At 69.4% G+C, this 24,558-nt stretch carries 25 protein-coding genes and 1 pseudogene; 16 read left to right on the top strand and 10 right to left on the bottom strand.

Going from position 1 to position 24,558, the window contains the following annotated elements; genetic code table 11:
- Nucleotides 1-2 precede the first annotated feature (2 nt).
- The 6 genes from MUU77_RS14385 (at nucleotide 3) to MUU77_RS14360 (ending at nucleotide 5,728) form a co-directional block, all read left to right on the top strand.
- Entirely contained in the window at nucleotides 3-749 is a 747-nt protein-coding gene (locus MUU77_RS14385) for an ABC transporter ATP-binding protein (RefSeq protein ID WP_245088242.1), read from the top strand.
- A gap of 97 nt (nucleotides 750-846) precedes the next feature.
- Nucleotides 847-2,088, top strand: a complete 1,242-nt coding sequence (locus MUU77_RS14380) for an ABC transporter permease (protein WP_245088239.1) — start codon at nucleotides 847-849, stop codon at nucleotides 2,086-2,088.
- 46 nt (nucleotides 2,089-2,134) lie between these two features.
- Nucleotides 2,135-3,091: an isoaspartyl peptidase/L-asparaginase gene (locus tag MUU77_RS14375; RefSeq protein ID WP_245088236.1), complete on the top strand. Its 957-nt coding sequence runs from the start codon at nucleotides 2,135-2,137 to the stop codon at nucleotides 3,089-3,091.
- Between the two features lie 27 nt (nucleotides 3,092-3,118).
- Entirely contained in the window at nucleotides 3,119-3,778 is a 660-nt protein-coding gene (locus MUU77_RS14370) for a sigma-70 family RNA polymerase sigma factor (protein WP_245088232.1), read from the top strand.
- Nucleotides 3,775-4,152: a VOC family protein gene (locus tag MUU77_RS14365; RefSeq protein WP_245088229.1), complete on the top strand. Its 378-nt coding sequence runs from the start codon at nucleotides 3,775-3,777 to the stop codon at nucleotides 4,150-4,152. Before MUU77_RS14370 ends, MUU77_RS14365 begins: the two co-directional genes overlap by 4 nt.
- A 205-nt stretch (nucleotides 4,153-4,357) precedes the next feature.
- Nucleotides 4,358-5,728 carry a S8 family peptidase gene (locus MUU77_RS14360; RefSeq protein WP_245088226.1) on the top strand — a complete coding sequence of 457 codons (1,371 nt, stop codon included), beginning with the start codon at nucleotides 4,358-4,360 and terminating at the stop codon, nucleotides 5,726-5,728.
- 59 nt (nucleotides 5,729-5,787) lie between these two features.
- Here the strand turns inward: MUU77_RS14360 and MUU77_RS14355 are convergent, their stop codons facing one another.
- Nucleotides 5,788-6,480 (bottom strand): SGNH/GDSL hydrolase family protein, encoded by a 693-nt coding sequence (locus MUU77_RS14355; RefSeq protein WP_245094517.1) that lies wholly within the window; start codon nucleotides 6,478-6,480, stop codon nucleotides 5,788-5,790.
- Nucleotides 6,481-6,695: 215 nt separating this feature from the next.
- On the opposite strand from MUU77_RS14355, the gene MUU77_RS14350 reads away from it, so the two are divergent.
- The 8 genes from MUU77_RS14350 to MUU77_RS14315 all read left to right on the top strand — a co-directional run bounded on the left by MUU77_RS14350 (nucleotide 6,696) and on the right by MUU77_RS14315 (nucleotide 12,319).
- The gene (locus MUU77_RS14350) at nucleotides 6,696-7,076 is read left to right on the top strand and encodes a diacylglycerol kinase (protein WP_245088222.1); all 381 of its coding nucleotides are present in this window, start codon (nucleotides 6,696-6,698) and stop codon (nucleotides 7,074-7,076) included.
- A gap of 29 nt (nucleotides 7,077-7,105) precedes the next feature.
- The gene (locus MUU77_RS14345) at nucleotides 7,106-7,840 is read left to right on the top strand and encodes a TerC family protein (protein ID WP_245088219.1); all 735 of its coding nucleotides are present in this window, start codon (nucleotides 7,106-7,108) and stop codon (nucleotides 7,838-7,840) included.
- Between the two features lie 155 nt (nucleotides 7,841-7,995).
- Nucleotides 7,996-8,637, top strand: a complete 642-nt coding sequence (locus tag MUU77_RS14340) for a LemA family protein (protein WP_245088217.1) — start codon at nucleotides 7,996-7,998, stop codon at nucleotides 8,635-8,637.
- Nucleotides 8,638-8,655: 18 nt separating this feature from the next.
- Nucleotides 8,656-9,546, top strand: a complete 891-nt coding sequence (locus MUU77_RS14335) for a TPM domain-containing protein (RefSeq protein ID WP_245088214.1) — start codon at nucleotides 8,656-8,658, stop codon at nucleotides 9,544-9,546.
- On the top strand, nucleotides 9,546-10,037 hold the full coding sequence (locus tag MUU77_RS14330) for a TPM domain-containing protein (protein WP_245088212.1): 492 nt from the start codon (nucleotides 9,546-9,548) through the stop codon (nucleotides 10,035-10,037). Before MUU77_RS14335 ends, MUU77_RS14330 begins: the two co-directional genes overlap by 1 nt.
- A gap of 81 nt (nucleotides 10,038-10,118) precedes the next feature.
- On the top strand, nucleotides 10,119-10,997 hold the full coding sequence (gene lgt, locus MUU77_RS14325) for a prolipoprotein diacylglyceryl transferase (RefSeq protein WP_245088209.1): 879 nt from the start codon (nucleotides 10,119-10,121) through the stop codon (nucleotides 10,995-10,997).
- Between the two features lie 29 nt (nucleotides 10,998-11,026).
- Nucleotides 11,027-11,821: a thymidylate synthase gene (locus MUU77_RS14320; RefSeq protein ID WP_245088206.1), complete on the top strand. Its 795-nt coding sequence runs from the start codon at nucleotides 11,027-11,029 to the stop codon at nucleotides 11,819-11,821.
- Between the two features lie 3 nt (nucleotides 11,822-11,824).
- Nucleotides 11,825-12,319: a dihydrofolate reductase gene (locus MUU77_RS14315; RefSeq protein ID WP_245088203.1), complete on the top strand. Its 495-nt coding sequence runs from the start codon at nucleotides 11,825-11,827 to the stop codon at nucleotides 12,317-12,319.
- A gap of 283 nt (nucleotides 12,320-12,602) precedes the next feature.
- Here MUU77_RS14315 and MUU77_RS14310 read toward each other — a convergent pair whose 3' ends face one another.
- From MUU77_RS14310 to MUU77_RS14270, 9 genes and pseudogenes are all read right to left on the bottom strand, one after another.
- A complete protein-coding gene (locus MUU77_RS14310; RefSeq protein WP_245088200.1) occupies nucleotides 12,603-13,457 on the bottom strand; it encodes a symmetrical bis(5'-nucleosyl)-tetraphosphatase in 855 nt (284 codons plus the stop codon).
- 13 nt (nucleotides 13,458-13,470) lie between these two features.
- Entirely contained in the window at nucleotides 13,471-13,851 is a 381-nt protein-coding gene (apaG, locus tag MUU77_RS14305) for a Co2+/Mg2+ efflux protein ApaG (protein ID WP_245088196.1), read from the bottom strand.
- A 54-nt stretch (nucleotides 13,852-13,905) separates the two neighbouring features.
- Nucleotides 13,906-14,691 (bottom strand): 16S rRNA (adenine(1518)-N(6)/adenine(1519)-N(6))-dimethyltransferase RsmA, encoded by a 786-nt coding sequence (gene rsmA / locus MUU77_RS14300; RefSeq protein WP_245088193.1) that lies wholly within the window; start codon nucleotides 14,689-14,691, stop codon nucleotides 13,906-13,908.
- A gap of 77 nt (nucleotides 14,692-14,768) precedes the next feature.
- Entirely contained in the window at nucleotides 14,769-15,755 is a 987-nt protein-coding gene (pdxA, locus tag MUU77_RS14295) for a 4-hydroxythreonine-4-phosphate dehydrogenase PdxA (protein ID WP_245088190.1), read from the bottom strand.
- Nucleotides 15,756-15,774: 19 nt separating this feature from the next.
- Nucleotides 15,775-17,085, bottom strand: a pseudogene (locus tag MUU77_RS14290) (peptidylprolyl isomerase); the annotation flags it as partial.
- Nucleotides 17,082-19,550, bottom strand: coding sequence for an LPS assembly protein LptD (lptD, locus tag MUU77_RS14285; RefSeq protein WP_245088185.1), 2,469 nt, complete (start codon nucleotides 19,548-19,550; stop codon nucleotides 17,082-17,084). The pseudogene MUU77_RS14290 and the gene lptD, both read right to left, overlap by 4 nt.
- Before the next feature lie 126 nt (nucleotides 19,551-19,676).
- The gene (locus MUU77_RS14280) at nucleotides 19,677-20,585 is read right to left on the bottom strand and encodes a histone deacetylase family protein (RefSeq protein ID WP_245088182.1); all 909 of its coding nucleotides are present in this window, start codon (nucleotides 20,583-20,585) and stop codon (nucleotides 19,677-19,679) included.
- 285 nt (nucleotides 20,586-20,870) lie between these two features.
- The gene (locus MUU77_RS14275) at nucleotides 20,871-21,428 is read right to left on the bottom strand and encodes a cob(I)yrinic acid a,c-diamide adenosyltransferase (RefSeq protein ID WP_245088179.1); all 558 of its coding nucleotides are present in this window, start codon (nucleotides 21,426-21,428) and stop codon (nucleotides 20,871-20,873) included.
- Nucleotides 21,429-21,444: 16 nt separating this feature from the next.
- Nucleotides 21,445-22,047 (bottom strand): hypothetical protein, encoded by a 603-nt coding sequence (locus tag MUU77_RS14270; RefSeq protein WP_245088176.1) that lies wholly within the window; start codon nucleotides 22,045-22,047, stop codon nucleotides 21,445-21,447.
- An 83-nt stretch (nucleotides 22,048-22,130) separates the two neighbouring features.
- Here MUU77_RS14270 and ubiH point away from each other — a divergent pair, with 83 nt between their 5' ends.
- Both ubiH and MUU77_RS14260 read left to right on the top strand, forming a co-directional pair.
- Complete coding sequence (ubiH, locus tag MUU77_RS14265; protein ID WP_245088173.1) at nucleotides 22,131-23,339, top strand: 2-octaprenyl-6-methoxyphenyl hydroxylase; 1,209 nt, start codon at nucleotides 22,131-22,133, stop codon at nucleotides 23,337-23,339.
- On the top strand, nucleotides 23,336-24,523 hold the full coding sequence (locus tag MUU77_RS14260; RefSeq protein WP_245088170.1) for a UbiH/UbiF family hydroxylase: 1,188 nt from the start codon (nucleotides 23,336-23,338) through the stop codon (nucleotides 24,521-24,523). Before ubiH ends, MUU77_RS14260 begins: the two co-directional genes overlap by 4 nt.
- The last annotated feature ends 35 nt before the right edge of the window (nucleotides 24,524-24,558 follow it).

Raw genomic sequence — 24,558 nt, 5'->3', positions numbered from 1 at the left:
ACATGCCGTCAGCGATCGCGGGCGAGCGCACGCCGGTCATCCAGACGCACGCGCTGGGCAAGGTCTATTCCGCGGGCACCGAGGCGGAAGTCGTCGCGCTGAAAGGCGTGGACATGCGCGTGGACCGCGGCGACTTCGTCGCCATCATGGGGCCGTCCGGCTCGGGCAAGTCCACCCTGATGAACCTGATCGGATGCCTGGATACGCCCACCGACGGCCGTTACCTGTGCGACGGGATCGATGTGGCCACGCTGGACGCCGAGCAACTGGCGGTCCTGCGCCGCGAGAAGATCGGCTTCGTGTTCCAGGGCTTCCACCTGCTGCCGCGCATGACCGCGCTGGAGAACGTGGCCATGCCGTTGGGGTATGCCCAGGTGCCGCCGGCACAGCGCACCGAACGCGCGCGCCAGGCGCTGGCCGCCGTCGGCCTGGCCGAGCGCGCGGGCCATCGCCCGAACGAGCTGTCCGGTGGCCAGCAACAGCGCGTGGCCATCGCGCGCGCGCTGATCAACCGGCCGCCGATCCTCCTGGCCGACGAACCCACCGGTGCGCTGGACAGCAAGACGGGCGAGGAAATCCTGGCCCTGTTCAAGCGCCTGCGCGACGACGGCCACACCGTCATCCTGATCACCCACGACCCCGAAGTCGCCGCGCACGCCGACCGCATCCTGGTGATGCGCGACGGGGAGCTGCATGAAGAGCCGGCAATCGGGAATCGGGAATCGGGAGTCGGAGAAGCGCACGCATGACCCGTCCTGTTTCCCCGTCGGTGCTGTTCCCTTCCGCGAGGCTTCGCTCTGCGGTTGCGAATCCCGACTCCCGATTCCCTATTCCCGGCCTTTCGTCATGAAATTCTCCGACATCCTGCGCACCGCGCTGCATGCGCTGCGCGGCAACTGGATGCGCAGCGCGCTGACATCGCTGGGCGTCATTATCGGCATCGCCGCCGTCATCGTGATGGTGTCGGTGGGGCAGGGCACGCAGGCCGAGATCGACAAGCTGGTCTCCGGCCTGGGTTCGCAGCGGCTCGACATCAGCCCCGGGGCGGGCCGCGGCCCGGGCGGCGGCGGTGTGCGCATGAGTTCCAGCAGCTTCTTCACCCTCAACGAGGGCGATGTCGATGCGATCCGCAACGAAATCCCGGAAGTGCAGTACGTGGCGGGCGCGCTGCGCGGCAATACCCAGATCGTGTTCGCCGAGAACAATGCGTCCACCAGCTGGCAGGGCGTGCAGTCCGACTTCTTCGACATCAACAGCTGGGTCATCGCCAACGGCGAAGGCTTCGACGCGCAGGACTACTCCAGCGCCGCCAAGGTCGTGATCCTCGGCGAGACGGTGCGGCGCACGCTGTTCGGCGAGGACAGCGGGATCGGCCAGACCGTGCGCCTGGGCCGCGTGCCGTTCACCGTGGTGGGCACGCTGGCGCCGAAGGGGCAGGGCGGCTTCGGCCAGGACCAGGACGATGTGATGATGGTGCCGCTGGAAACCGCGCGCCGCCGGCTGATGGGTTCGATGGGCCTGCCGCCGGGCGCGGTGATGCAGGTGGCCCTGACCGTGGCCGACGCCAAGGACCTCAGCTACGTGCAGGGTGAAGTGGAAGCGCTGCTGCGCCAGCGGCACAGGATCGATCCGGGCGAGGAGGACGACTTCAACGTCCGCAACATTTCCGAGATCGTCGCCACCCGCACGGCCACGACCAAGCTGATGTCGCTGCTGCTCGGCGCGGTGGCCACCATCTCGCTGATCGTCGGCGGCATCGGGATCATGAACATCATGCTGGTATCGGTGACCGAACGCATCCGCGAGATCGGCCTGCGCATGGCGGTGGGGGCGGGGCCGGGCGACGTGCGCCGGCAGTTCCTCGCCGAAGCCATGCTGCTGTCGCTGGGCGGCGGCGTGCTGGGCATCGTGATCGGCGTGGCCGGTGCGCTGCTGGTCGGCCAGTTCAGCGAACTGCCGGTGGCATTGAACGGGCAGGTCGTCGGCCTGGCGGCCGGGTTCTCGATCGCGACCGGCCTGTTCTTTGGCTACTACCCGGCGCGCAAGGCCTCGCAGCTGGACCCCATCGAGGCGCTCCGCTCGCAGTAGCGCGGAGTATGCTGGCACCGTCGGGTCAGGCAGACCGGAGGGCGCCATGAGTACGCATTCGCCGCGCAGGCCGCTCGCGCTGGCCATCCATGGCGGGGCGGGCGTGATCGACATGGCCATGTCGGGCGAGGCGAGCGCCGAGCGCATCCACGCGGACCTGGACCGCGCCCTGGACGCGGGCCACGGCGTGCTGGCCTCGGGCGGCAGCGCGCTGGATGCGGTGGAGGCGTCGGTCTGCGTGCTGGAGGATTCGCCCCACTTCAATGCGGGCCGCGGCGCGGTCTTCACCGCCGACGGGCGCCACGAACTGGATGCCTCGATCATGGACGGGCAGGCGCGGCGCGCCGGCGCGGTCGCCGGCGTGTCCAGCGTACGCAACCCGGTGCGGCTCGCCCGCCGCGTGTTGGAGGACTCGCCCCACGTGTTCCTGATCGGTGCCGGTGCGGAGCAGTTCGCCGACCTGCATCCCGAGATCGAGCGGGTGCCGAACACGTGGTTCTCCACCGAGCCCCGGCGCCTGCAGCTGATCGAGGCGCAGCGCCAGGAGCAGCAGGCATGGCGGGCCAATCCGGACCTGCGTGGCCGCTATTTCGGCACGGTGGGCGCGGTCGCGCTGGACAGTCGCGGGCACCTGGCCGCGGCGACGTCGACCGGCGGCATGACGAACAAGCGCTGGGGGCGCGTGGGCGATTCGCCGCTGATCGGCGCAGGCACCTGGGCTGACGCGCATTGCGCGGTGTCCTGCACCGGCTGGGGCGAGTACTACATCCGGAACGTGGTCGCCCACGACATCGCGGCGCGCGTGGCTTACCGCGGCGACCGGCTGCGCGATGCCGCCGAGGACGTCGTGCTGGGCGAAGTGCCCGCGCACGGCGGCGACGGGGGCGTGATCGCACTGGACCGCGACGGCAACGTGGTGCTGGTCCTCAGTACGCGCGGGATGTACCGGGGCTGGATCCACCCCGACGGCAGCCGCGGCACCGCCATCCATCGGGACGACTGAGTGACGCGCACCGGGGGGCAGGATGCCGTGACGCTGGCGGCCTGGCGCCAGTTGCGGGCGCAGGCCCTGAGCCTGTGCCCGCGCGTGGAAGACGCCGAAGACCTGGTGCAGGAAACACTGCTCGCCGCGTGGGTGGCCGGTCGGCACGACCTTCCATGGCTGTCCGGTGTGCTGCGGCGCCAGGCGGCCTTGTCAGCGCGCGGCGGCGTGCGCCGGCGACATCGCGAGGCCACGTTCTCCCTGCAGGACCAGGACCCTGTCGACCCCGACTGCGCGCCGCCGGATCACCGCGCGGCGCATGCCTGGCTCGCCGCGCTGCCACCCTCGGCACGCCGGCTCGCGCGGCTGGCCCTGCATGGCCTGTCGGCGGACGAGATCCGCTGGATCCTGCGGATCGAACCCACGGCGTTCCGCCAGCGGCTGACGCGCATCCGCCGTGCCCTGGCCCTGCAAACGCCCGACGTGCGGGCCGACAGCCTGGCCCTGGCCTGCCTGCGCGATCCGGCCCGGACCGTCGACCTGCAGTTCGGGCGGGTGCGGCGGGCGCTGAAGGCGGCCATGCGGGTCGGCGTGGGTCTCGGCACGCACGATCCGGACGGCCACCTGGTCCTGATCGATGCGCGCGCTCACACATCGTCTTCCCGCGGCAACCAAGAGAAGGGAATCACACAGGAGGAAGTCCCATGATCAGTCACTGCAAGGTAGGCGCCATCGTCTTCTTCGTCTCCGACCTGGCGCGGTCGGTCGCCTTCTACCGAAACACGCTGGGCCTGCCCGTGCAGGTCGTGGAGGGCCATGACGGTCCGTTCGCCGTCGGCGACGTGGGCGACCTGAGCCTGGTGTTCATTCCGCGCGAGGCGCGCGCGGGCGAATCGCCGGTGGTCGTCTTCAGTCTGGACGGCGGCATCGACGACCACGCTGAAGCGCTGGCCGCGAAGGGTGTGGAGATCGTGGTGCCGGTGAGCGAATCGCCGGACGGCGGACTGTCGCTGGATTTCCTCGACCCGGACGGCAACGTGCTCAGCCTGCACCAACCGGAAGGCGCACCGCGCCGGCGCTGAAGCCTCTGCAGACAGGCTGCCGCATCGCAGCGGAACCGGCCGCTGCGGTGCGAATCGTTCCGATGCCACCGGTGGCATTGTGATCGTGCGCAAGTGCCGCGAAAGTGTGAGTCAAATTCGATGTCTTGGACCGGGATTGCACGCTAGATTCGACCTACTGCGCCGCTCGGCGCGGCAACCACAACACGCGGAGTCGAATCGGTCTATGAAGAAGAATCGCATGGCGGTATGGGTGGGGCTGACGCTGGTGGCCATGGGGGCGGCGCAGGCGGCCAGCGCGGGCGGCAGGCCCGATCTGGTGATCAAGGGCCTGAGGGCGGGGCAGCCGCACGCCAGCGGCGAGTTGCTGGTGAAGTACCGTGATGGCGCCGCAGCCGCGGACCGCCAGGCCGTGGCGCAAGGCCTGGGTGCGCAGAAGCTGGATACGGTGCGCCGCGGCAATGGCCGCACCGGCGAGATCGCACTGCTGAAGCTGCCGGCCAACCTGGACCTGGCCGCGGCCGTGCAGGCGCTCAGCGCCGATCCGGCGGTGGAATACGCCGAGCCCAACTGGACCTACCAGCACCGCGCCGTTTCCAACGACCCCTATGCCACCGACGGTTCGCTGTGGGGCATGTACGGCGATGCCGGCACGCCCGCCAACGCCTACGGTTCGCAGGCATCCGAAGCGTGGGCCGCCGGGCACACCAGCTGCGACAACGTCGTGATCGGCGTGGTCGACGAAGGCATCTACTTCAATCATGAAGACCTGGCTGCGAACATCTGGACCAATCCGTACGACCCGGTCGATGGCGTGGACAACGACGGCAACGGCTACGTCGACGACGTGCGGGGCTGGGACTTCGACGGCAACAGCAACAACATCAACTCCGGCGGCGCCAACGACGACCACGGCACGCACGTGGCCGGCACCATCGCCGGCGTGGGCGGCAACGGCAAGGGCGTGGCCGGCGTGTGCTGGAGCGGCGTGAAGCTGATCAGCGGCAGGTTCCTGGGCCGTCGCGGCGGCACCACCGCCAATGCGATCAAGGCCATCGACTACTTCACCGACCTGAAGACCCGCCATGGGCTGAACATCGTGGCCACCAACAACTCGTGGGGCGGTGGCGGCTTCTCGCAGGCGCTGCAGGACGCGATCACGCGCGCCGGCAACGCGGAGATCCTCTTCATCGCCGCGGCGGGCAACGATGCCTACGACAACGACGTCACCGCGAGTTATCCGTCCAACTATCCGAACGCGAACATCATCGCCGTCGCGTCCACCACCAGCACCGGTGGCCTGTCCAGTTTCTCGCAATGGGGCCGGACCACGGTGGACCTGGGTGCGCCGGGTTCGGGCATCTGGTCGACGGTGCCCAAGTCGTCCAAGGGGCAGCTGGTCTCGTCGTACGCCAGCTACAGCGGTACCTCCATGGCTACCCCGCACGTGACCGGCGCGGCGGCCCTGTACGCGTCCACCCGTCCGGGGTCCACGGCCGCGCAGATCAAGGCGGCGATCCTGGATGCCACCGTGCCGACCACCTCGTTGCAGAACAAGACCGTCACCGGTGGTCGCCTCAACGCCAGCGGTTTCTGACGCGGGCGCTCCGTGGAAGCAAGAAGCCCGGCATCGCCGGGCTTCTTTTTTGCGCGTGCCTACTTCAGGTAGGGCGCGATCTCGCGTTGCCAGATGAGGTAGCCGGCACGGTTCATGTGCAGCCGATCCTCGATGAACAGGCTTTCGTCCGGCTGGCCCGTCGCATCCAGCATGGGCGTGAAGATGTCGATGTAATCCACACCGTATCGCTTGGCTTCGGCCTGGATCAGCGCGTTGGCCTGGCGCTGCGTCGCCAGCAGGTGCGCGCGCGAGGGGCTGGGCTTGGTGCTGATGTAGGCCAGCTTCGTTTTCGGCAGGTCGCGGCGCACGCGCTCGACGAAGGCGATGAAGTCCGCGCGCAGCTGCTGCGGCGTGCGGCCCGCGTTGAGGTCGTTGTCGCCGGCATAGATCAGGACCTGCCGCGGTGCGTACGGCACGATGATGCGGTCGGCATACCAGGTGCTGTCGCGCAGCTCTGATCCGCCGAATCCGCGGTTGATCACCGGCACGCCCGGAAAGTCCTGGGCCAGCGTGTCCCAGAACCGGATCGACGAGCTGCCGATGAACAGCACGCCATGGCGCGGCGGGGGAGACTGCGCGTCGGCAGCCTCGAAACGCCGCATGTCGGCCTCCCAGGCGGGGTTGGAGACCTGTTCGGGGATCCGGGGTGCGCTTTGCGCCGCAACAGGTGTCGCGGCCGCGACCGGGGCCGTCGGCGGGCCGCCGGCGCAGGCGTTCAGCAAGGCCAGCAGTGCGGCGGCGATCAGGGGCGGGCGTACGGAATTCAGGAATGACACGGGGGAGGGGCTCCTTGGACGCGGGCGGGCCCTAGTGGACCAGCCCGTTCTCGGGGATGCAAACCCATGGCGAGGCGGCCGGGGAGCGCCTTGTGGCAAAATCGACACCTTGGCGCGGTGACGGCGCCGGCTCCACCCGACACGTCGCTCCTTCCGCCTCAACCCGCCCCATGGCAGACGAAACCGGACACCTCCCCCGCGGCCCCGGCCGCATCCTGAAAGCCACCGTCTGGTCCCTGCAGGGGCTGCGGGCGGCGTGGATGCACGAATCCTCGTTCCGCCTGGAGGTCTACCTGCTGGTGGTCATGGCGCCGTTGGCCCTGTGGCTGGGGCAGAGCGGCCTGGAACGCGCCCTGATGATCGGCAGCTGCCTGCTGGTGCTGGCGGCCGAACTGCTGAATTCCGCCGTGGAAGCGGTGATCGAACGCTACGGCCCGGAACACCACGAGCTGGCCGGCCGGGCCAAGGACATGGGCTCGGCGGCGGTGTTCGTGTTGATGATGAACGTGCTGCTGTGCTGGGCGCTGATCCTCGCGCCGCGCTATCTGTGAACTCCTGATCCGAACCTAGGTACTCCCCCATGATGGAATTGCTAACCGATCCGCAGGTGTGGATCACGCTGGTCACGCTGAGTGCGATCGAGATCGTGCTGGGCATCGACAATCTGGTCTTCATCTCCATCGCGGTCAGCAAGCTGCCGCCGCACCAGCGCGAAGTGGCGCGCAAGTTCGGCATCGCCGTGGCGTGCATCACCCGCATCATGCTGCTGCTGACGCTGGCCTGGCTGGCCGGCCTGACTACCGACCTGTTCACCCTGTTCGGCCAGGGCATCTCGGTGCGCGACCTGGTGCTGATCCTGGGCGGCGTGTTCCTGCTGGTGAAGGGCACCAAGGAAATCCTGGAGCTGGTGAAGGGCGAGCCCGATTCCGAAGACGTGCATACGCGTCCGGCCGCGTCCTTCGCCGGCGTGATCGCGCAGATCGCGGTGATCGACATCGTGTTCTCGCTGGATTCGGTGATCGCGGCGGTCGGCATGGCCAACCACACGCCGGTGATGGTGGCGGCCATCCTGCTGGCGGTGGCGGTGATGCTGCTGGCGGCGCGCCCGCTGGGCCAGTTCATCGACAACAACCCCACCATCAAGATGCTGGCGCTGGCCTTCATCGTGGCGGTGGGCGCGTACCTGCTGCTGGACGGCTTCGAGATGCATATCCCGAAGGGCTACCTGTACGGCGCGATGGGCTTCTCGGCCGTGGTCGAATGCCTCAACCTGTGGGCCAAGAAGCGCGCCGGCCTGCGCATGCTGCGCGAGTGACCGGCGCCATCTCCGGCACGGCGAAGGGCTCCCTCGGGAGCCCTTCCTTTTTCACGGAAGCCTAACGAAGCGTGGGCGGCTGCAAGCGCGCGCAGCTTGCGCGGTCATGGGCAAGGTGCTGGAATCGGGACGTCCGCCCAAGGGAGTGCCGTGCCATGCGCCAGGTGTCGCGTCTGTGGTTGCTGATCGCGTTGACCGTGCTGTTGTCGGGCTGCGGGTACAACACCATCCAGCAGAAGGACGAAGCGGTGAAAGCCGGCTGGTCGGAAGTGCTGAACCAGTACAAGCGCCGGGCCGACCTGATTCCCAACCTGGTCAAGACCGTGCAGGGCTACGCGCAGCAGGAACGCCAGGTGCTGACCGAGGTGACCAATGCGCGTGCGCGGGTGGGCCAGATCCAGGTGAATGCCGACGATGCCGCTTCGCTGGCGCAGTTCCAGCAGGCACAGGGCGAATTGTCCAGCGCGCTGTCGCGCCTGCTGGTGGTGACCGAGAACTACCCCAACCTGAAATCCGACCAGTCCTTCCGCGACCTGCAGGCGCAGCTGGAAGGCACCGAGAACCGCATCACCGTCGCCCGCGGCCGTTACATCCAGACGGTGCAGGACTACAACACCTATATCCGCCAGTTCCCGCAGGTGGTCACCGCCAAGATCATCGGCGCCAGGGAAAAGCCGAACTTCACCGTCGAGAACGAAGCGGCGATCTCCGAGGCTCCCGCCGTCGACTTCGGCACGCCGCCGCCGGCCGCGCCCCAGGCACCCCCGCCGCCGCCCGCGCCGTCCCCGGACAACTGAGCCGCGGCCATCGCCGCCATGCTGCGCGCGCTGGCATTGAGCCTGCTGCTGGTGGCTGCGCCGGCCTGGGCGCAGTCGCTGGCGGCCATTCCCGCGCTGGATTCGCCGGTGGTCGATACCACCGGCACGCTGGACGCCGCGCAGAAGCAGCAACTCGAGCAGCAGGCGCTGGCGCTGCAGCAGCGCAAGGGCAGCCAGTTGCAGGTGCTGATCGTGCCCAGCACGCAGCCGGAGGATATTTTCGACTACACCCAGCGCGTGTTCGACCAGTGGAAGCCGGGGCGCAAGGGCGTGGACGACGCGGTGATCCTGGTGGTGGCGAAGGACGACCGGCGGGTGCGCATCCACACCGGCTATGGCCTGGAAGGCGCGATTCCCGACGCCGTGGCCAACCGTGTCATCCAGGAATACCTGGTGCCGAAGTTCCGTGCCGGCGACTACGCCGGTGGCGTCACCGACGCCACGGCCGTGCTGGTGAAGCTGATCGAGGGTGAATCCCTGCCGGCGCCGGTCAGTACGCACCGCTCGACGACAGGCGACGGCTCCGGCGGCGACTGGCTCTTCGCGCTGTTCGCGGCTTTCATCGTGGCGACCCTGGTGCGCGGCATGTTCGGCCGTGCGCCGGCCGGGCTGCGCGGCCTGTTCACCGGTGGCGCCGCGGCGGGCGTGGCGCTGCTGTTGTCGTCGTTGATCCCGGCCGGCATCGCGGGCGTCTTCGGCCTGCTGTACGGCCTGGCCTCGGTGTCGACACGGGGCGCCTACGCCCGCCATCGCGATTGGGGTGGCTGGGGCGGTGGCGGCGGAGGCTGGGGCGGCGGCGGGTTCGGAGGCGGGGGAGGCTTCGGGGGAGGTGGCTGGAGCGGGGGTGGCGGCATGTCGGGGGGCGGTGGCGCCTCCGGGAGCTGGTGATGCGCCTGTTGCGCCATCTGTTCGCTCGCTCCTCGCGCCGGCTGTTCCCGGAGGACAGCCTGCACCGCATCACCGAGGCCATCGCGGCCGGCGAACGCCTGCACCGCGGCGAGGTGATGTTCGCGGTGGAAACCAACCTGCCGCCGGGCGCGGTGCTGGCGGGGATGCAGGCCCGCGAGCGTGCGCACGAGGTCTTCGTCCGCCTGCGTACCTGGGACACCGAAGCCAACAACGGCGTGCTGATCTACCTGTTGCTGGCCGACCACCGCATCGAGATCGTCGCCGACCGCGGACTGGACGGCCGGGTCAGCGATGCGCAATGGCGCGAGGTCTGCGCGTTGATCGAGACCGGGATGCGCGAGGGCCAGGCCGAGCAGGCCGTGCTGGAGGGCATTGCGGCCGCCTCGGCGCTGCTGGCCCGGCATTTCCCGCAACAGGCCGGCCAGGTCGACGAGGACGAGTTGCCCAATCGTCCGCGGCTGCTGGATTGAGCGGCCGGGACTGCGCGCGGTCATCCACGTGCGGGCGAGGTGGGGCAGAATAGGCGCTCCCCACCGGCCACGCCGAGGCGCATGATCTACCTCCACCAGATCGATCCGATCATCTTTTCGCTGGGGCCGGTCAAGCTGCACTGGTACGGCCTGATGTACCTGCTGGCCTTCGTCGTGGCCTGGTGGCTGGGGCGCAGCCGCGCGTCGCAGGGACGCCTGCCGGGCGTCGATGCCGACGCATTCTCCGACCTGATGTTCTACGCCATGCTCGGCGTGGTGCTGGGCGGGCGCATCGGTTACGTGCTGTTCTACGGGTTCGGCACCTTCCTGGACAACCCGCTGTCGATCTTCAAGGTGTGGGAAGGCGGCATGAGCTTCCATGGCGGACTGCTCGGCGTGATGGCCGCGGCGCTGTGGTGGTCGCGCAGGCACCGGCTGCATTTCTTCGACACGATGGATTTCGTGGCGCCGCTGGCCGCGCCGGGACTGGGCTTCGGGCGCCTGGGCAACTTCATCGGTGCGGAATTGTGGGGCAAGTACACCCAGGCCGGGTGGGGCGTGATCTTCCCGACCGATCCAGCGCTGCGCGGCCTCGACGCCGCCCAGTTGCAGGCGCAGTACGCCGCGGGCGCGCTGGACCCGTTCGCCCGGCATCCTTCGCAGCTGTACCAGGCCTTTCTCGAAGGCCTGGTGATGTTCGTCGTGCTGTGGACGGTTTCACGCAGGCCGCGGCCGCGTTACCTGGTCTCGGGGTTGTTCGCGCTGATGTACGGCGTGTTCCGCTTCCTGATGGAATTCGTCCGGGTGCCGGACGAAGGCCACTACGTGGCCTGGGGCTGGCTGACCAAGGGCCAGATCCTCAGCGTGCCGCTGGTGCTGCTGGGCCTGTACCTGCTGTGGCTGTCGCGCCGCGCGCCCACGCTGCAGCCCGCCGCTGCCGCGCCGGCCACCGGCAAGTAAATCCCGAAGCATTCCGCCGGAGACCAGGCATGAAGCAATACCTCGACCTGCTGCGCCACGTGCTGGAGCATGGCAGCGAGAAGTCCGACCGCACCGGCACCGGCACGCGCAGCGTGTTCGGCTGGCAGATGCGCTTCGACTTGAACGAAGGCTTCCCGCTGGTCACCACCAAGAAGCTGCATCTGCGCTCGATCATCCACGAACTGCTGTGGTTCCTGAAGGGCGAGACCAACATCGCTTACCTGAAGGACAACAAGGTCAGCATCTGGGACGAGTGGGCCGACGCGAACGGCGAACTGGGCCCCGTGTACGGCAAGCAGTGGCGCAGCTGGGAAGGCGCCGACGGCAGGACTGTCGACCAGATGCAATGGCTGGTCGACGAGATCAAGCGCAATCCCGATTCGCGCCGGCTGGTGATCAGCGCCTGGAACGTGGCCGAGCTGCCGAAGATGGCGCTGATGCCCTGCCACTCGCTGTTCCAGTTCTACGTGGTGGACGGCAAGCTGAGCTGCCAGCTGTACCAGCGCAGCGGCGACATCTTCCTCGGCGTGCCGTTCAACATCGCCAGCTATGCGTTGCTGACCCACATGGTGGCGCAGGCCACGGGCCTGGGCGTCGGCGATTTCGTGCATACGCTGGGCGACGCGCACCTGTATTCCAACCACTACGACCAGGCACGCGAGCAGTTGTCGCGCCAACCGCGCGCGCTGCCCAGGCTGCACCTCAATCCCGAAGTGACCGACCTGTTCGGCTTCACCTTCGACGACATCCAGATACACGGCTACGATCCGCATCCGGCGATCAAGGCGCCGGTGGCGGTCTAGCGGATGCGCATTTCGCTGGTCGCCGCGCTGGACCGCCATCGCGCCATCGGCCGCGACAACGACCTGCCGTGGCGTCTGCCCGACGACCTGAAGCGCTTCAAGGCGCTGACGCTGGGCAAACCCGTGCTGATGGGGCGCAGGACGGCCGAGTCGCTGGGTCGCGCGCTTCCCGGTCGGCTCAACCTGGTGCTGACCCGCAGCGGCACCGTGCCGTTCGAGGGCATGCGGGCCGTTGCGTCCGTGGACGAAGCGCTCGGGATTGCGGAAACGCAGGGTGCGGAGGAGCTGTGCGTGATCGGTGGCGGCGAGGTGTATGCGCTCACCCTGGGCCGCGCCGACATGCTGCACCTGACCGAGGTCGATACGGTGGTGGAGGATGCGCACGCGTTCTTCCCCGTCTTCGATCCGGCGGTATGGCGCGAAATCACACGCGAGCCGCATCCCACCGACGCCAGGCATGCGCTGGCCTTCGACTTCGTCGAGTACCACCGTCGCTGAAAGGCCCCATCGGTAGACTGGGATGAAGCGAAGCGCCATCCCGGCACTCGCGGGGCCTGACACTTTCCGCGGAGCTGGGTTTGGCAACCCAGCCTACGGGGGTCGTAGGCTGGGATGGAGCGAAGCGCAATCCCAGCACTCGCGGGGCCTGACACCTTCCGTGGAGCTGGGTTTGGCAACCCAGCCTACGGGGCTGACACATTGCGTGGAGCTGGGTTTGGCAACCCAGCCTACGAGGGGCCGTAGGCTGGGATGGAGCGAAGCGCAATCCCAGCCCTTCCCATCAGTCCTTCGGCAATTCGCCTTTGGGCGGCGGTGGCACGTCGCGTCCGGCCACCTGGACGAGTCGAATATCGTCGGTGTCCAACTGCAGGGCGGTGAGCTTGCCGCCCCACACGGCGCCGGTGTCGATGGCATGCACGCCATGGCCGATCATCAGGCCGAGCGTGGACCAGTGACCGCAGACGATCTTCAGGTCGCGCTCGGCGCGGCCCGGGACTTCGTACCAGGGATACAGGCCCTGCGCCTGTCGGCCCGGTGCGCCCTTCTCCTCGATGGCCATGCGTCCGCGCGGGGTGCAGTAACGCATGCGGGTGAGGACGTTGATGATGGCGCGCGAACGGTCGTGGCCGGACAGGTGCGGCGCCCAGTTCGGCTTGTCGCCGTACATGTTGCGGAACAGCTTGCGGTAGCCGTTGCCGTGCAGCTGCGCCTCGACTTCGCGGGCGTGCTTCTCGGCCAGCGTGGTGGTCCACTTCGGCGCCAGGCCGGCATGCACCATCATCCAGCCCAGGTCGCGGTCCACGTGCAGCAGCTTCTGCAGGCGCAGCCAGTCCAGCAGCGTGCGCGCGTCGTCGGCCAGCACCACGCGCTGCAGGTCCGGATTGACCTTGCGCTGCTCCTCCGGCGAGCGCTCGCCGATGGCGAGCAGGGACAGGTCGTGGTTGCCCAGTACCACCACGCTGTGTTCGCGCAGCGAATGCACCAGGCGCAGGGTTTCCAGCGACTGTCCGCCGCGGTTCACCAGGTCGCCGCAGAACCACAGGCGGTCCTGCGCGGGGTCGAAGCGGATCTTTTCCAGCAGCCGCTGCGTGGCGTCGTAGCAGCCCTGCAGGTCGCCGATGGCCCAGACACTCATCGCGCGCCGGGCCTCAGTGCAGGGTCCGCGGGACGGACAGGGTGAAGGCGGCGATGGGGGCGTCGAAACGGGTGCCGTCGTCGGCGAGCATGTCGTAGCGTCCCTGCATGGTGCCCAGCGCGGTTTCGAGGATGGCACCGGAGGTGTAGCGGAAATCCTCGCCCGGCCTCAGCCAGGGCTGTTCGCCCACCACGCCTTCGCCGTGCACTTCCTGCACCTTGCCATTGGCGTCGGTGATCACCCAGTGGCGGCGCAGCAGCTGCGCGGGCACGCGGCCGCGATTGTGGATGCGGATGGTGTACGCGAACACATAGCGCCCGTCCTCCGGCGCGGACTGATCGTCCAGGAAGCGCGTGGCGACGTCGACGTCGATGGCGTAGTCGGATGAATCCATGCGTTCAGTGTATGCAATGGCACGTCAAAGCGGAAACAAGGCCGCTCCCAGCACTCAAGATGCATCGGGCTGGTTGGCCAGACGGATGAAGTCGCCGACCGGTACCTGTTCCGCGCGCAGGTCGGGGCGCAGCCCCGCCGCTTCGATCTGCTCCACGCTGCAGGTGCCGGACAGCGCATTGCGCAATGTCTTGCGGCGCTGGCCGAAAGCGGCACGCACCACGTCCGCGAAGCGGCGGTGGTCGTGGATGCCCACCTGGTCCGCCGCGCGCGGCACCAGCCGCGCCACGGCCGAATCCACCTTCGGCGGCGGACGGAACGCGCCGGGGGGCACCACGAACAGGCTGTCCACGCGGCAGTAGGCCTGCAGCATCACGCTGAGCCGGCCGTAGACCTTGCTGCCGGGTTCGGCGGCCATGCGGTCCACGACCTCCTTCTGCAGCATGAAGACCATGTCGCGGATGGACGAGGCGTGCTCGATGGCATGGAACAGGATGGGCGAGGACAGGTTGTAGGGCAGGTTGCCGACCAGGCGCAGCCTGTCTTCGCCCGCCAGTTTGCCGAAATCCACGTCCAGCACGTCCTTGTGGATGATGGTGAGCCGGCCCACCCCTTCGGCGGCCTCCATCAGCGGCGTGATGAGGTCGCGGTCGAATTCGATGGCGGTCAGTTCGCCATGCCTGCGCAGCAGCGGGAAAGTGATGGCGCCCTGGCCCGGCCCGATCTCGACCAGGCGGTCGCCCGGCTGGGGATTGACCGCCATGACGATCTTGTCGATGTAGGTGCGATCGGTCAGGAAGTGCTGGCCGAGGGACTTCTTGGGGGGAGCCTTGAAGGACATGGGGAGAGGAGTGAGTGTGGAGAAGTGAGAAGTGAGTGGGTAGCCAGGGGAACAGAGGTGGGAGATCTGCTCACACCTCACTTCTCCCCGCTCACTCCTCGCGTTGACGCCATGCGCGCACAGGTGGCGACGGCGGCGAACAGGCTGGACGGGTCGGCGATGCCCTTGCCGGCCAGCTCCAGCGCGGTGCCGTGGTCGACGGCCACGCGGGGGTAGGGCAGGCCCAGGGTCAGGTTCACGGCCTGCTCGAACCCGCTGTACTTGAGCACCGGCAGTCCCTGGTCGTGGTACATCGCCACCACCGCGTCGAAGCCGCGCAGCTTCTGCGGCAGGAAGGCGGTGTCGGCGGGCAGCGGACCGACCAGCTCCAGTCCATCCGCCCGCAGCGCGTGCAGCACCGGTTCGATGACCTCGATCTCCTCCCGTCCCAGGTGGCCGGCTTCGCCCGCGTGCGGATTCAGCCCGAGGACCGCGATGACCGGATGGGGAATGCCGAAGTCCGCACGCAGCGCCTGGTGGGTGATGCGCAGCGCTTCCTCCAGCTTGGGCGCCGTGATGGCGTCCGCCACATCGCGCAGCGGCAGGTGCGTGGTGACCAGTGCGACGCGGACGATCGCGTTGGCGAGCATCATCACCACCGGGCGGCCCGCGTGCCCGGCCAGCAGTTCGGTGGTGCCGGTGTAGGCGATGCCCCCGGCATTGATCGCGGCCTTGTGCACGGGGCCGGTGACCAGGCCATCGAGCTCGCCGCTCAGGCAGGCGGCGGCCGCGCGCGTGAGCGCTTCGATGACGGCAGGCGCATTGCGCGGATCGGTGTGGCCGAACTCACCGGCCGCCGCATTGGGCACCGGCCGCAGGCGCAGGTCGCCCGGGCGCGAGGCGACCGCGTGCTCGTCGAGCAGCCGGAGCGGGAGTGCCAGCGCATCCGCCGCCGCCGACAGGGTGGCCGGGTCGCCGAAGGCCAGCAGGGAGCAGTCCTGACGCGGCTGTTGCGCCAGCCGCACGCACAACTCGGGACCGATGCCGGCCGGCTCGCCCGGTACCAGCGCCAGCCGGGGCGCCATCTCAGCCGCCCGGCGTGGCCTCTGCGCGGTCGCCGGTGCGGAAGCTGACGTACGCCTCGCCACGCAGCTCCTGCAGGAAGCGGTTGTATTCGTCCTCGGCCTTGCGGCGGCCGATGGTCTCGCGGATCTGGGCGCGGCGGTTCTGGTCGGTCACGTCGGTCTGGCGGCTGCCGACGCGCTGGACGATGTGCCAGCCCGCGTCGGTGCGGAACGGGGCGCTGACCTGGCCATCCTGCAGGCCGGTGACCTGCTGGCCGAAGGCCGGGCCGAAGGCATCGGCCGGGAACCAGCCCAGGTCGCCGCCGTCGTCGCGGCTGTTGGCGTCTTCGGTGGACTCCTTGGCCACCTCGACGAAGTCGGCGCCGCCGGCGATGCGTGCGCGCAGGGTGTCGATCTTGGCCTTGGCCGCGGCGACATCCTGGGTCGGGGTGACGCGCACCAGGATGTGGCGCGCGTTGTACTCGGTGACCGAGCGCTTCTCCGTCTGCGCGGCATCGCGCACTTCCACCAGCTTCAGCAGTTGGAAGCCGCTGGGGCCGCGCAGCGGGCCCACCACCTGGCCGGGATTCATGCCCTTGAGCATCTCCACGAACGCCGTGGGGATCTCGTCGACGCTGCGCCAGCCCAGGTCGCCGCCTTCCAGCGCGTTGGGGCTGTCGGAATAGCGCACCGCGGCCGCGGAGAAGTCCAGTTCGCCCTTGTCGACCAGCGCCTTCACGCCATCGATCTTGCTCTTGCCGGTGCTGATCTGCTCGGCGCTGGCGCCGTCGGGCACCGCCACCAGGATGTGGGCCAGGCGGTACTGCACGCCACTGGCGGCCTGCGCCGCGATGGCCGCGTCCACTTCGCCCTCGCTCACCTGCACGCGCGACTGCGCATAGCTCTGGCGCAGGCGCTGGATGGTGATCTCGTCGCGCAGCGAGCTGCGGAACTCGTCGAAGGACATGCCATCGGCCTCGAGGCGCTGGCGCAGGCCGTCCGGCGTGGTGCCGTTCTGCTGGGCCACCGCGTTGACGGCGTTGGTCAGTTCGGCGTCGCCGATGCGGATGCCGCTCTCGGTGGCGCGGGCCACCTGCAGCTTGACCAGCACCAGGCGCTCCAGCACCTGCCGTTCCAGCACCGCGCGCGGCGGCAGCTGGCCCGGCTGGTTGGCGTACTGGGCCAGTACGTTCTGCACGGCGCGGTCCATCTCGCTCTGCAGCACCACGTCCTCGTTGACGACGGCGGCGATGCGGTCCAGCGGCTGCAGCGTCTGCGCCATCGCCGGCATGGCGATGGTCGAGAGGGCCAGCAGGCCGGCAATCAGGAAGCGGGGAAACGGCTTGGTCATGGAATCGGATCCGGATCGTAGGAAGTATCGTCCGGTCGCTGCGCGATATTGCTAGGCGGGACGAGATAGAGGTCGTCTCGGTAGTAACCGAGGATAGCACGGCGCAGGGTGCGCTCCGTGTCCTGGCCTGCCGAGCCCAGGCCCTTGAGGACGAACTCGACCTGGAAGCCGGTGTTCATTTCGCCCTCGCGGTTGCGCACGTAGCGGCGCACCAGCGCGCGTACGGCCAGGCAGCAGCTGTCCCACTGCACGCCGGCCACGCCTTCCAGCAGGCCGGGCTCCTGGTCGGTGGCGGCATCGCGGTAGAACGAGTGGTAGTAGCGGCCCACCACGCTCCAGGCGGGGGTGACCGGATAGAGGAAGGAGAAGTCGGCCTGTTCCAGCAGGTCGCGGCGCCGGCGGTAGGTGATGTTCACCACGCCGTCGTCGGGCAGCAGGTAGCGCGCACGGACGCTGGCCAGGTCCTCGCGGCGGAACTTGGGGTCCCACTGGTAGGACGCGCCGATGGTCCAGCGGTCGGTCGGCGCGTAGTTGGCGTCCACCACCCAGGCCGACTTGCCCTTTTCGAGTGGAGTTTCCGCGGACGAATAGGTGACGCGGCTGTCTTCGAAGTAGCGGATCTGGCCGATGCTGGCCGACAACCGCTCCAGACCGTCCTTCTGCCTCAGCAGGCGGGTGGACAGCGCCAGGGTCAGCTGGTTGGCGTCGGTCTGGCGGTCGGGACCGGTGTAGCGGTTGTCGCGGAACAACTGGCCGTAGCTGAAGTTGAACGGGCGGGTGTCGAAGATCGGCAGGCCGTCCTGCTCGCGGTAGGGGGCATTCAGATAGAACAGCCGCGGTTCCAGGGTCTGCAGGAAACGGTCGCCCTTGATCTCGGTTTCGCGGTCGAAGTACACGCCCGCATCCAGCGAGCCGATCGGCAGGCTGCGGCTGGGGGAGCGGTCGTAGAACTCGGCGATCATCGCCGGCGTGACCTGGTTGGCGGGGACGCCGTAGGCGGTGCGCGCCTGGCTGATGGCCAGATCCTGAGCCAGATCTGCATCAAGCCGGTACTCGGTGTGCCGGTACGCGAGGGTGGGCGTGACATACCACGCCGCGCCCTGCAGCGGGAACGAGATGGTGGGCTTGATGTCGATGCGGCTGCCGCCGGGCTTCTCATCGTGCTGGAAGCGAACCGCTTCCGCGTGGCCCCCCACGGTGAACCATCGGTTCACGGGCTGGTTCCAGTTGAGATAGGTGCGCGGCAGGCGGTTGTAGGGCAGCGAGGCCTCGCTGCTCAGGTAGTCCGCGAGCTGCCAATGATCGGCCATCAGTCCGGCCGACCAGTACTGCCCCGCGCCGTAGACACCCGCCGTGCTGGTGACCGAGGAGTACGCCTGGCCATACAGCGAATTGCCGAAGTCCTCCTGGTAACGGGCGTCGCTCAGCCAGATCAGGTTGGCGCGCGCCTGCCAGTTGCGGCTGAAGCGGTGGTTGCCCTGGAAGGAGAAGAAGCCGCGGCCGTCGTCGGGATCGGGGTTGTTCGGGTTGAGGGGGTCGTAGTCCTCCTCGCTCATGCGGTCGCGGACCAGGTCGTCCTTGTTCATCCAGGTGCCCTGGATCTCGCCGCGTCCCTTCTCGTACAGGTAGCGGAACTCCGCGCCCATCTGGAACCCGCGCTCGCTCATGTAGCGCGGCTCCAGCGTCGCGTCGTAGTTCGGCGCCAGGTTGAGGTAGATCGGCTGCTTCCAGTCGAAGCCGTTGCGGCCGGACAGGCCGACGGCCGGGTACAGCAGGCCGGTGTGGCGCTGGTCGTCGATGGGGAACTTCAGGTACGGCACGTACAGCACCGGTACCTTGCCCAGCCGGATCGTCGCGCCCCGCGCAACGCCCCAGCCGTCGTCGGTGTTGATGTCGATGCGCCGCGAGCGCAGCTCCCAGCGGCGGTCCTCGGGATCGCAGGTGGAGTACGTGGAATGCAGCAGGCTGCCTTCCGGCCCCTTCATGTCGATGCGGTCGGCGCCGCCGTTGCCGCGACGGGACACCAGCTGATAGCGCACGTTGTCGATCTGGTGCGCGTCGGCAGCCTGGTCGCCCCGCGCGCTGTCGGCCACCAGGCGGATGCCGGCGTCCTGGTAGCGGATGTGGCCGTCGGCGACGTAGGTGTCCTTCTCCTGATCGTACTTCAGGTTGTCCGCGCCCAGGAACTGGTCGCCCCGCGTGAGGACGACTTCGCCGGTGTACTGGGGATTGGCCTCGGTGCCGGACAGTTGGTCGCCCTCGATCGAGGTGGGTTGTTCCGCCCGCTGCTCGCGCGTGGCCTGGGCGTTGCCGCCCGTTGCGGGCTGCGGCGCCTCGTTGAAGACAGGGATTGCGTCCTGGATGGGACACAGCGCCCAGCTTTCAGGCTTCTCATCGTCGGCCAGCGCAGGCAGGCACAGGGCGATGCTGAGGGGTAACGGGAGCAGGCGGAGGGCAGGGCGCACGCGTTACTGGGCTCGCTGTCGGACGAAAAACGGCCGTTAGCTTGCCCCATCCCATGCATGCGGGCAATGAAGGCCCCCGGACGATGTCGGGCGGGGTTCAGCGACCGGTGGGCGGCCCCGTCCGGCTCAGCGCAACGCGTCCACGTGGGCCACGGCGCACTCGCGCAGGGCGTCCAGGTCGTAGCCGCCTTCGAGCATGGACACGATCCTGCCGCCGGCGTGCCGTTCGGCCACGCTGCGCAACTGCCTGGTCAGCCAGCCGAAGTCCTCGGTCTCCAGCATCAGGTCCGCCAGCGGGTCGCGCATGTGCGCGTCGAACCCGGCCGAGATCAGCAGCAGCTGCGGCTTGAAGTCGTCCAGTGCCGGCAGCAGTTCGTCCGCCCAGGTGTTCTGGAAGCGGAAGCCCCCGCTGCCCGGCGGCAGCAGGGCATTGAACACATTGCCCACGCCGCGCTCATAGGGCGCGCCGCTGTTCGGATAGATGCCTGATTCGTGGCTGCTGAAATAGGCCACGCGCGGGTCGTTGTAGAAGATGGCCTGGGTGCCGTTGCCGTGGTGCACGTCGAAGTCGACGACGGCCACGCGCTCCAGCCCGTGCCTGTCGAGGGCATAGGCGGCCGCCACGGCGATGTTGTTGAACAGGCAGAACCCCATGGCCGCCGTGCCGGTCGCATGGTGGCCGGGCGGGCGTACCGCGCAGAAGGCCGCGCGGTCCTCGCCGTTCAACACCGCATCCACCGCCGCCACGCCGGCCCCCGCCGCCCGCAGCGCCGCCGCGCGGGAGGCCGGGCACATCACCGTATCCGGGTCGAGCATGCGGTAGCCGGCCACGTCGGCCTCCAGCACCTCGTGCACCAGCGCGTCGTCGTGCACCCGCCGCAGGTCGCCCAGCTTCACGATGGGCGCTTCGCGCCAGTCGGCATCGCCGTGCTGCCCGCGCAGCGCCTCCAGGACCACTTCCAGCCGTGCCGGCCGCTCCGGGTGCTCGGGGCCCGGATCGTGCAGGAGACAGGCGGGGTGGGTGTAGATGATCAAGAGGCCGCGGTTGTCCGGGAAAGGGCGCGAACGGTCCCTCCACGAAGGGAGGCGCGCCCCATTCTAAGCGCGCCCTCGAAGCGACGGGCATTCGACCTTTCGGGGGCAGCGACCATCGAGACGCATCACCCGGGTCACGCCCCCTCCGGCAACGCCCGCAGATCCGTAGGAGCGCCCCATGGGCGCGATGCTGTTCCTGGCCGATCAGGCAAAAAAGTATCGCGGGCATGGCCCGCGCCTACAACACCCAGGCATCCAGCAGGAGCGTGCCAGGGGGGCAACGACTCAGGAATGGCGCCGTTCGTGCTTCCACAGCACTTCGCCCTGGCCGTCGGCGCGGGCCAGCACCCGGGCCAGGACGAACAGCAGGTCGGACAGCCGGTTGAGGTAGCGGATCGCTTCCGGGCGCACGGCGTCATGGCGGGCCAGGGTGACCGTCTCGCGCTCGGCCCGGCGCACGATGGTGCGGGCCAGGTGGCAGCGCGAGGCCGCCTCGCCACCGGCCGGCAGGATGAAATCCTTCAGCGGCGGCAGGTCGTCGTTGTAGTGGTCCAGCTGCCGCTCCAGCGCATCGACATCGTCGCCGGTGATGGCGGCGTGGCCGGGGATGCAGAGCTCTCCCCCCAGGTCGAACAGCTGGTGCTGCACGGTGGTCAGCAGGGCGCGGATGTCGTCCGCCACGCCGGGCACGGCCAGCAGCACCCCGATGGCCGAATTGGCTTCGTCCACCGTGCCGTAGGCGGTGACGCGCGCGGAGTCCTTGCCCACGCGCGTGCCGTCGCCCAGACCGGTGCTGCCGTCGTCGCCGGTGCGGGTATAGATCTTCGAGAGGCGGTTGCCCATCGCGGTGCCGGTCCGGTCAGCCGGCGGTACGCCCGTGCGGCCGGGCCAGGCGCACGACCTGGCCGACCATCACGTGCACGATGACCGCCAGGCCCACGTAGATCGATGCCACGCGCAGGTAGGGCAGGTACCAGTCGCTGAAATTCTTCCACCAGCCCGCGACTGTGGGCTCGCTGACGACCGGGCTCAGCCAGTAGAAGCTGCCCTGGCTGAGCAGATGGCAGACGGTCACCGAGACCAGCAGGCTGCCGCCCAGCAGGGCCAGCGTGCGGCCGTGGTGCGCGGACTGGTAGCGGCGCAGCAGCGCGCCGCCGGCCCACAGGGCGCCGTAGGCCGGCAGCAGGAACCAGTACGCCGGCGACACGCAGTAGTGCGTCCAGAAGTTCATGCCCTGGCCACTGATGACCACGTAATCCACCGCGACCGCCGCCGCCATGAACAGCGGGAACGCCCAGCGCGACCAGCCGCGCAGGTAGTAGCCGCCGATGAAGAACGCGGCCCAGCTGGCATCGGGCAGCGGGCCGAGATGGCCGAACGTGGTGGGCAGGTGCAGGCGGGTGAGGACCAGCAGGGCGGCGACCAGCGCCATCACGAGGGCGCGTTGCGAAGTGGTGTTCATCAGGCACGGTTCCGGAGACTCAGCCCCGCATTCTACCGGAGCCGGCCGGCCGGGGGCCGCAGGGCGGGCGCTATCATGTGGGCATGACAGATCGGCATGACGTAGTGATCGTGGGCGGCGGGCTGGTGGGTGCCAGTCTGGCCATCGCCCTGGAGCGCCAGGGCATGGACGTGGGCCTGGTGGAGGCGGCGCCTGCCGGGCAGATGCCGGCGGTGTTCGACCAGCGCAACCTCAGTTTCGCGGCGGCGACGGTCAATGCGCTGACCGCGCTGGGCGTGATGCAGCAACTGCGCACGCCTGCCGGACCGATCCGCCGCATCCACATCAGCCGGCAGGGAGATTTCGGCCGGGTCCGGCTGGATGCGCAGGACTACGGCCGCGCCACGTTCGGCCAGGTGGTGGTGGCGCGCGACTTCGGCGAGGCGCTGGAGGCCCGGCTGGGTGGCCTGTCGCGGCTGACCCGGTATCGGCCGGCACGTTTCGTCGGCTTCGCCCCGGACGAAGCAGGCCACCGCGCGCTGCGGATCGCCGATGCCGAGGGCGAGCGCACATTGCATGCCCGCCTGGTGGTGGCCGCCGACGGCACCCGCAGCGCCGTGCGCGAAGCGCTGGGCATCGGCGTGGGCGAGCACGACTACGGCCAGACCCTGTTCGTCGCCCGGGTGCGCGCCACGCAGGCGCCGGACGGCACCGCGTACGAACGCCTGGGCGACGACGGCCCCACCGCGCTGCTCCCGCGTGGCGACCGCCACTGGGGCGTCGTGCACGGCGTGGCGCGCGAGCAGGCCGGGGCGGTCGCCGCTCTGGACGAAGCGGCATGGCGGGCGCGCCTGCAGCATGCGGTCGGCTGGCGCATCGGTCGGCTGGTCGCCAGCGGCGAGCGCAGCGCGTATCCCATCGCCCGCGTCGTCGCGCAACGGCTGGTCGCCGACCGCGCGGTGGTGCTGGGCAATGCGGCGCAGACGATCCATCCGATCGGCGCGCAGGGCTTCAACCTGGGCCTGCGCGATGCCCTGACGCTGGCCGAGGAGATCGCGCGCCGCGACGATCCGGGCGACGCCGCCAGCCTGGCCGCCTATGCGGCGCGGCGGCGCGAGGACCGCGAACGCACGCTCGCGTTCTCCGACGGCCTGGCGCGCCTGACGGCCAACCCGTCGCCGCTGCTGAAGCCGCTGCGCAGCGCAGGCCTGGTGGCCATGGAGGCGCAACCCTCGCTGCAGGCGTTCCTGGTGGGCGGCGCGATGGGCTTCCGTGGCGACGTACCGGCACTCTGCCGGGGAGAGGCGGCATGAAGCGGCGCGGACAGATCGACGTGGCCGTCGTCGGCGGCGGCGTGGTGGGGGCGGCCTGTGCGCTGGTGCTGGCGCGCGAGGGGCTGGAGGTGATGCTGGTCGAAGGCCGCGAGCCGCCGCGCTGGTCGCCGTCGCACCCGGACCTGCGCGTGTATGCCTTCGCGCCCGACAACGCGGCGCTGCTCGACGCGGCCGGCGTATGGGACGCCGTGCGCGCTGCGCGCGCGCAGCCGTATCGGCGCATGCGCGTCTGGGACGCGGCGGGCGGCGACGAATTGCGCTTCGATGCCGATGCGCTGGGGCGCACGCAACTGGGCTGGATCGTCGAGAACGCGCTGCTGGTGGACCGGCTGTGGGCCGCGCTGCCGGCGGCCGGCGTGCAGGTGCGCTGCCCGGCGCGCGTGGAGGCGATGGAGCAGGACGCGGGCGGCGTGACGCTGCGGCTGGACGATGGCACGCGCGTCGATGCGCGGCTGGCGGTGGCTGCCGACGGCGGCGATTCCACGCTGCGGCGCCTGGCCGGGCTGGAGGTTGCCGCGCACGATTACGCCCAGCGTGGCGTGGTGGCGTTCGTGCGCACCGGGGAGCCGCACGAGGACACCGCCTGGCAACGCTTCCTGCCGAGCGGTCCGCTGGCATTCCTCCCGTTCGCGGACGGGCTCAGTTCCATCGTCTGGACGCTGCCCGACGCGGAGGCCGAGCGCGTGCTGGCGCTCGATGAAACCCTCTTCAGCCGGGAGCTGACGCAGGCCATGGGCGGTCAGCGCGGCGACGTGACCCTGGCCTCTGCGCGCGCCGCGTTTCCGTTGAGGCGCCAGCTGGCCAGGGACTATGTCGCCGGGCGGGTGATCGTCGCGGGCGATGCCGCGCACGTGGTGCATCCGCTGGCGGGGCAGGGCGTCAACCTCGGCCTGCGCGACGTCGCGGCCTTGCGCGACGGCCTCCGCGCCGCCACCGCCAAGCGCACCGACTGGGATGCGCCGCACCGGCTGGAGCGCTGGGCGCGCCAGCGCCGCAGCGAGAATGCGGCCGCGGCCCATGCCTTCGAAGGCATCAACCGTCTGTTCTCCAACGACCAGATGCACCTGACCCTGCTGCGTGGGCCGTTGCTGGGGCTGGCCGGCAAGCTGCCACCCTTGGTGGACTTCTTCTGGCGCCACGCGGCGGGCCAGCGCGGGCGTTGACGACATCGGCTGCAGGCATGCGGTAGCCTCGGGAT

This window comes from Pseudoxanthomonas sp. F37 (genome assembly GCF_022965755.1).
Taxonomy (GTDB): domain Bacteria; phylum Pseudomonadota; class Gammaproteobacteria; order Xanthomonadales; family Xanthomonadaceae; genus Pseudoxanthomonas_A.
Note: the sequence above shows the minus strand (reverse complement) of the source record. Positions and strands in the feature narration are given on the sequence as shown.

Excerpts from the sequence above, each read along its gene's own strand:
- MUU77_RS14385 (WP_245088242.1), top strand. The coding sequence starts at position 3 with ATGCCGTCAGCGATCGCGGGCGAGCGCACGCCGGTCATCCAGACGCAC.
- MUU77_RS14380 (WP_245088239.1), top strand. The coding sequence starts at position 847 with ATGAAATTCTCCGACATCCTGCGCACCGCGCTGCATGCGCTGCGCGGC.
- MUU77_RS14375 (WP_245088236.1), top strand. The coding sequence starts at position 2,135 with ATGAGTACGCATTCGCCGCGCAGGCCGCTCGCGCTGGCCATCCATGGC.
- MUU77_RS14365 (WP_245088229.1), top strand. The coding sequence starts at position 3,775 with ATGATCAGTCACTGCAAGGTAGGCGCCATCGTCTTCTTCGTCTCCGAC.
- MUU77_RS14360 (WP_245088226.1), top strand. The coding sequence starts at position 4,358 with ATGAAGAAGAATCGCATGGCGGTATGGGTGGGGCTGACGCTGGTGGCC.
- MUU77_RS14350 (WP_245088222.1), top strand. The coding sequence starts at position 6,696 with ATGGCAGACGAAACCGGACACCTCCCCCGCGGCCCCGGCCGCATCCTG.
- MUU77_RS14345 (WP_245088219.1), top strand. The coding sequence starts at position 7,106 with ATGATGGAATTGCTAACCGATCCGCAGGTGTGGATCACGCTGGTCACG.
- MUU77_RS14340 (WP_245088217.1), top strand. The coding sequence starts at position 7,996 with ATGCGCCAGGTGTCGCGTCTGTGGTTGCTGATCGCGTTGACCGTGCTG.
- MUU77_RS14335 (WP_245088214.1), top strand. The coding sequence starts at position 8,656 with ATGCTGCGCGCGCTGGCATTGAGCCTGCTGCTGGTGGCTGCGCCGGCC.
- MUU77_RS14330 (WP_245088212.1), top strand. The coding sequence starts at position 9,546 with ATGCGCCTGTTGCGCCATCTGTTCGCTCGCTCCTCGCGCCGGCTGTTC.
- lgt (WP_245088209.1), top strand. The coding sequence starts at position 10,119 with ATGATCTACCTCCACCAGATCGATCCGATCATCTTTTCGCTGGGGCCG.
- MUU77_RS14320 (WP_245088206.1), top strand. The coding sequence starts at position 11,027 with ATGAAGCAATACCTCGACCTGCTGCGCCACGTGCTGGAGCATGGCAGC.
- MUU77_RS14315 (WP_245088203.1), top strand. The coding sequence starts at position 11,825 with ATGCGCATTTCGCTGGTCGCCGCGCTGGACCGCCATCGCGCCATCGGC.
- MUU77_RS14310 (WP_245088200.1), bottom strand. The coding sequence starts at position 13,457 with ATGAGTGTCTGGGCCATCGGCGACCTGCAGGGCTGCTACGACGCCACG.
- apaG (WP_245088196.1), bottom strand. The coding sequence starts at position 13,851 with ATGGATTCATCCGACTACGCCATCGACGTCGACGTCGCCACGCGCTTC.
- rsmA (WP_245088193.1), bottom strand. The coding sequence starts at position 14,691 with ATGTCCTTCAAGGCTCCCCCCAAGAAGTCCCTCGGCCAGCACTTCCTG.
- pdxA (WP_245088190.1), bottom strand. The coding sequence starts at position 15,755 with ATGGCGCCCCGGCTGGCGCTGGTACCGGGCGAGCCGGCCGGCATCGGT.
- MUU77_RS14275 (WP_245088179.1), bottom strand. The coding sequence starts at position 21,428 with ATGGGCAACCGCCTCTCGAAGATCTATACCCGCACCGGCGACGACGGC.
- MUU77_RS14270 (WP_245088176.1), bottom strand. The coding sequence starts at position 22,047 with ATGAACACCACTTCGCAACGCGCCCTCGTGATGGCGCTGGTCGCCGCC.
- ubiH (WP_245088173.1), top strand. The coding sequence starts at position 22,131 with ATGACAGATCGGCATGACGTAGTGATCGTGGGCGGCGGGCTGGTGGGT.
- MUU77_RS14260 (WP_245088170.1), top strand. The coding sequence starts at position 23,336 with ATGAAGCGGCGCGGACAGATCGACGTGGCCGTCGTCGGCGGCGGCGTG.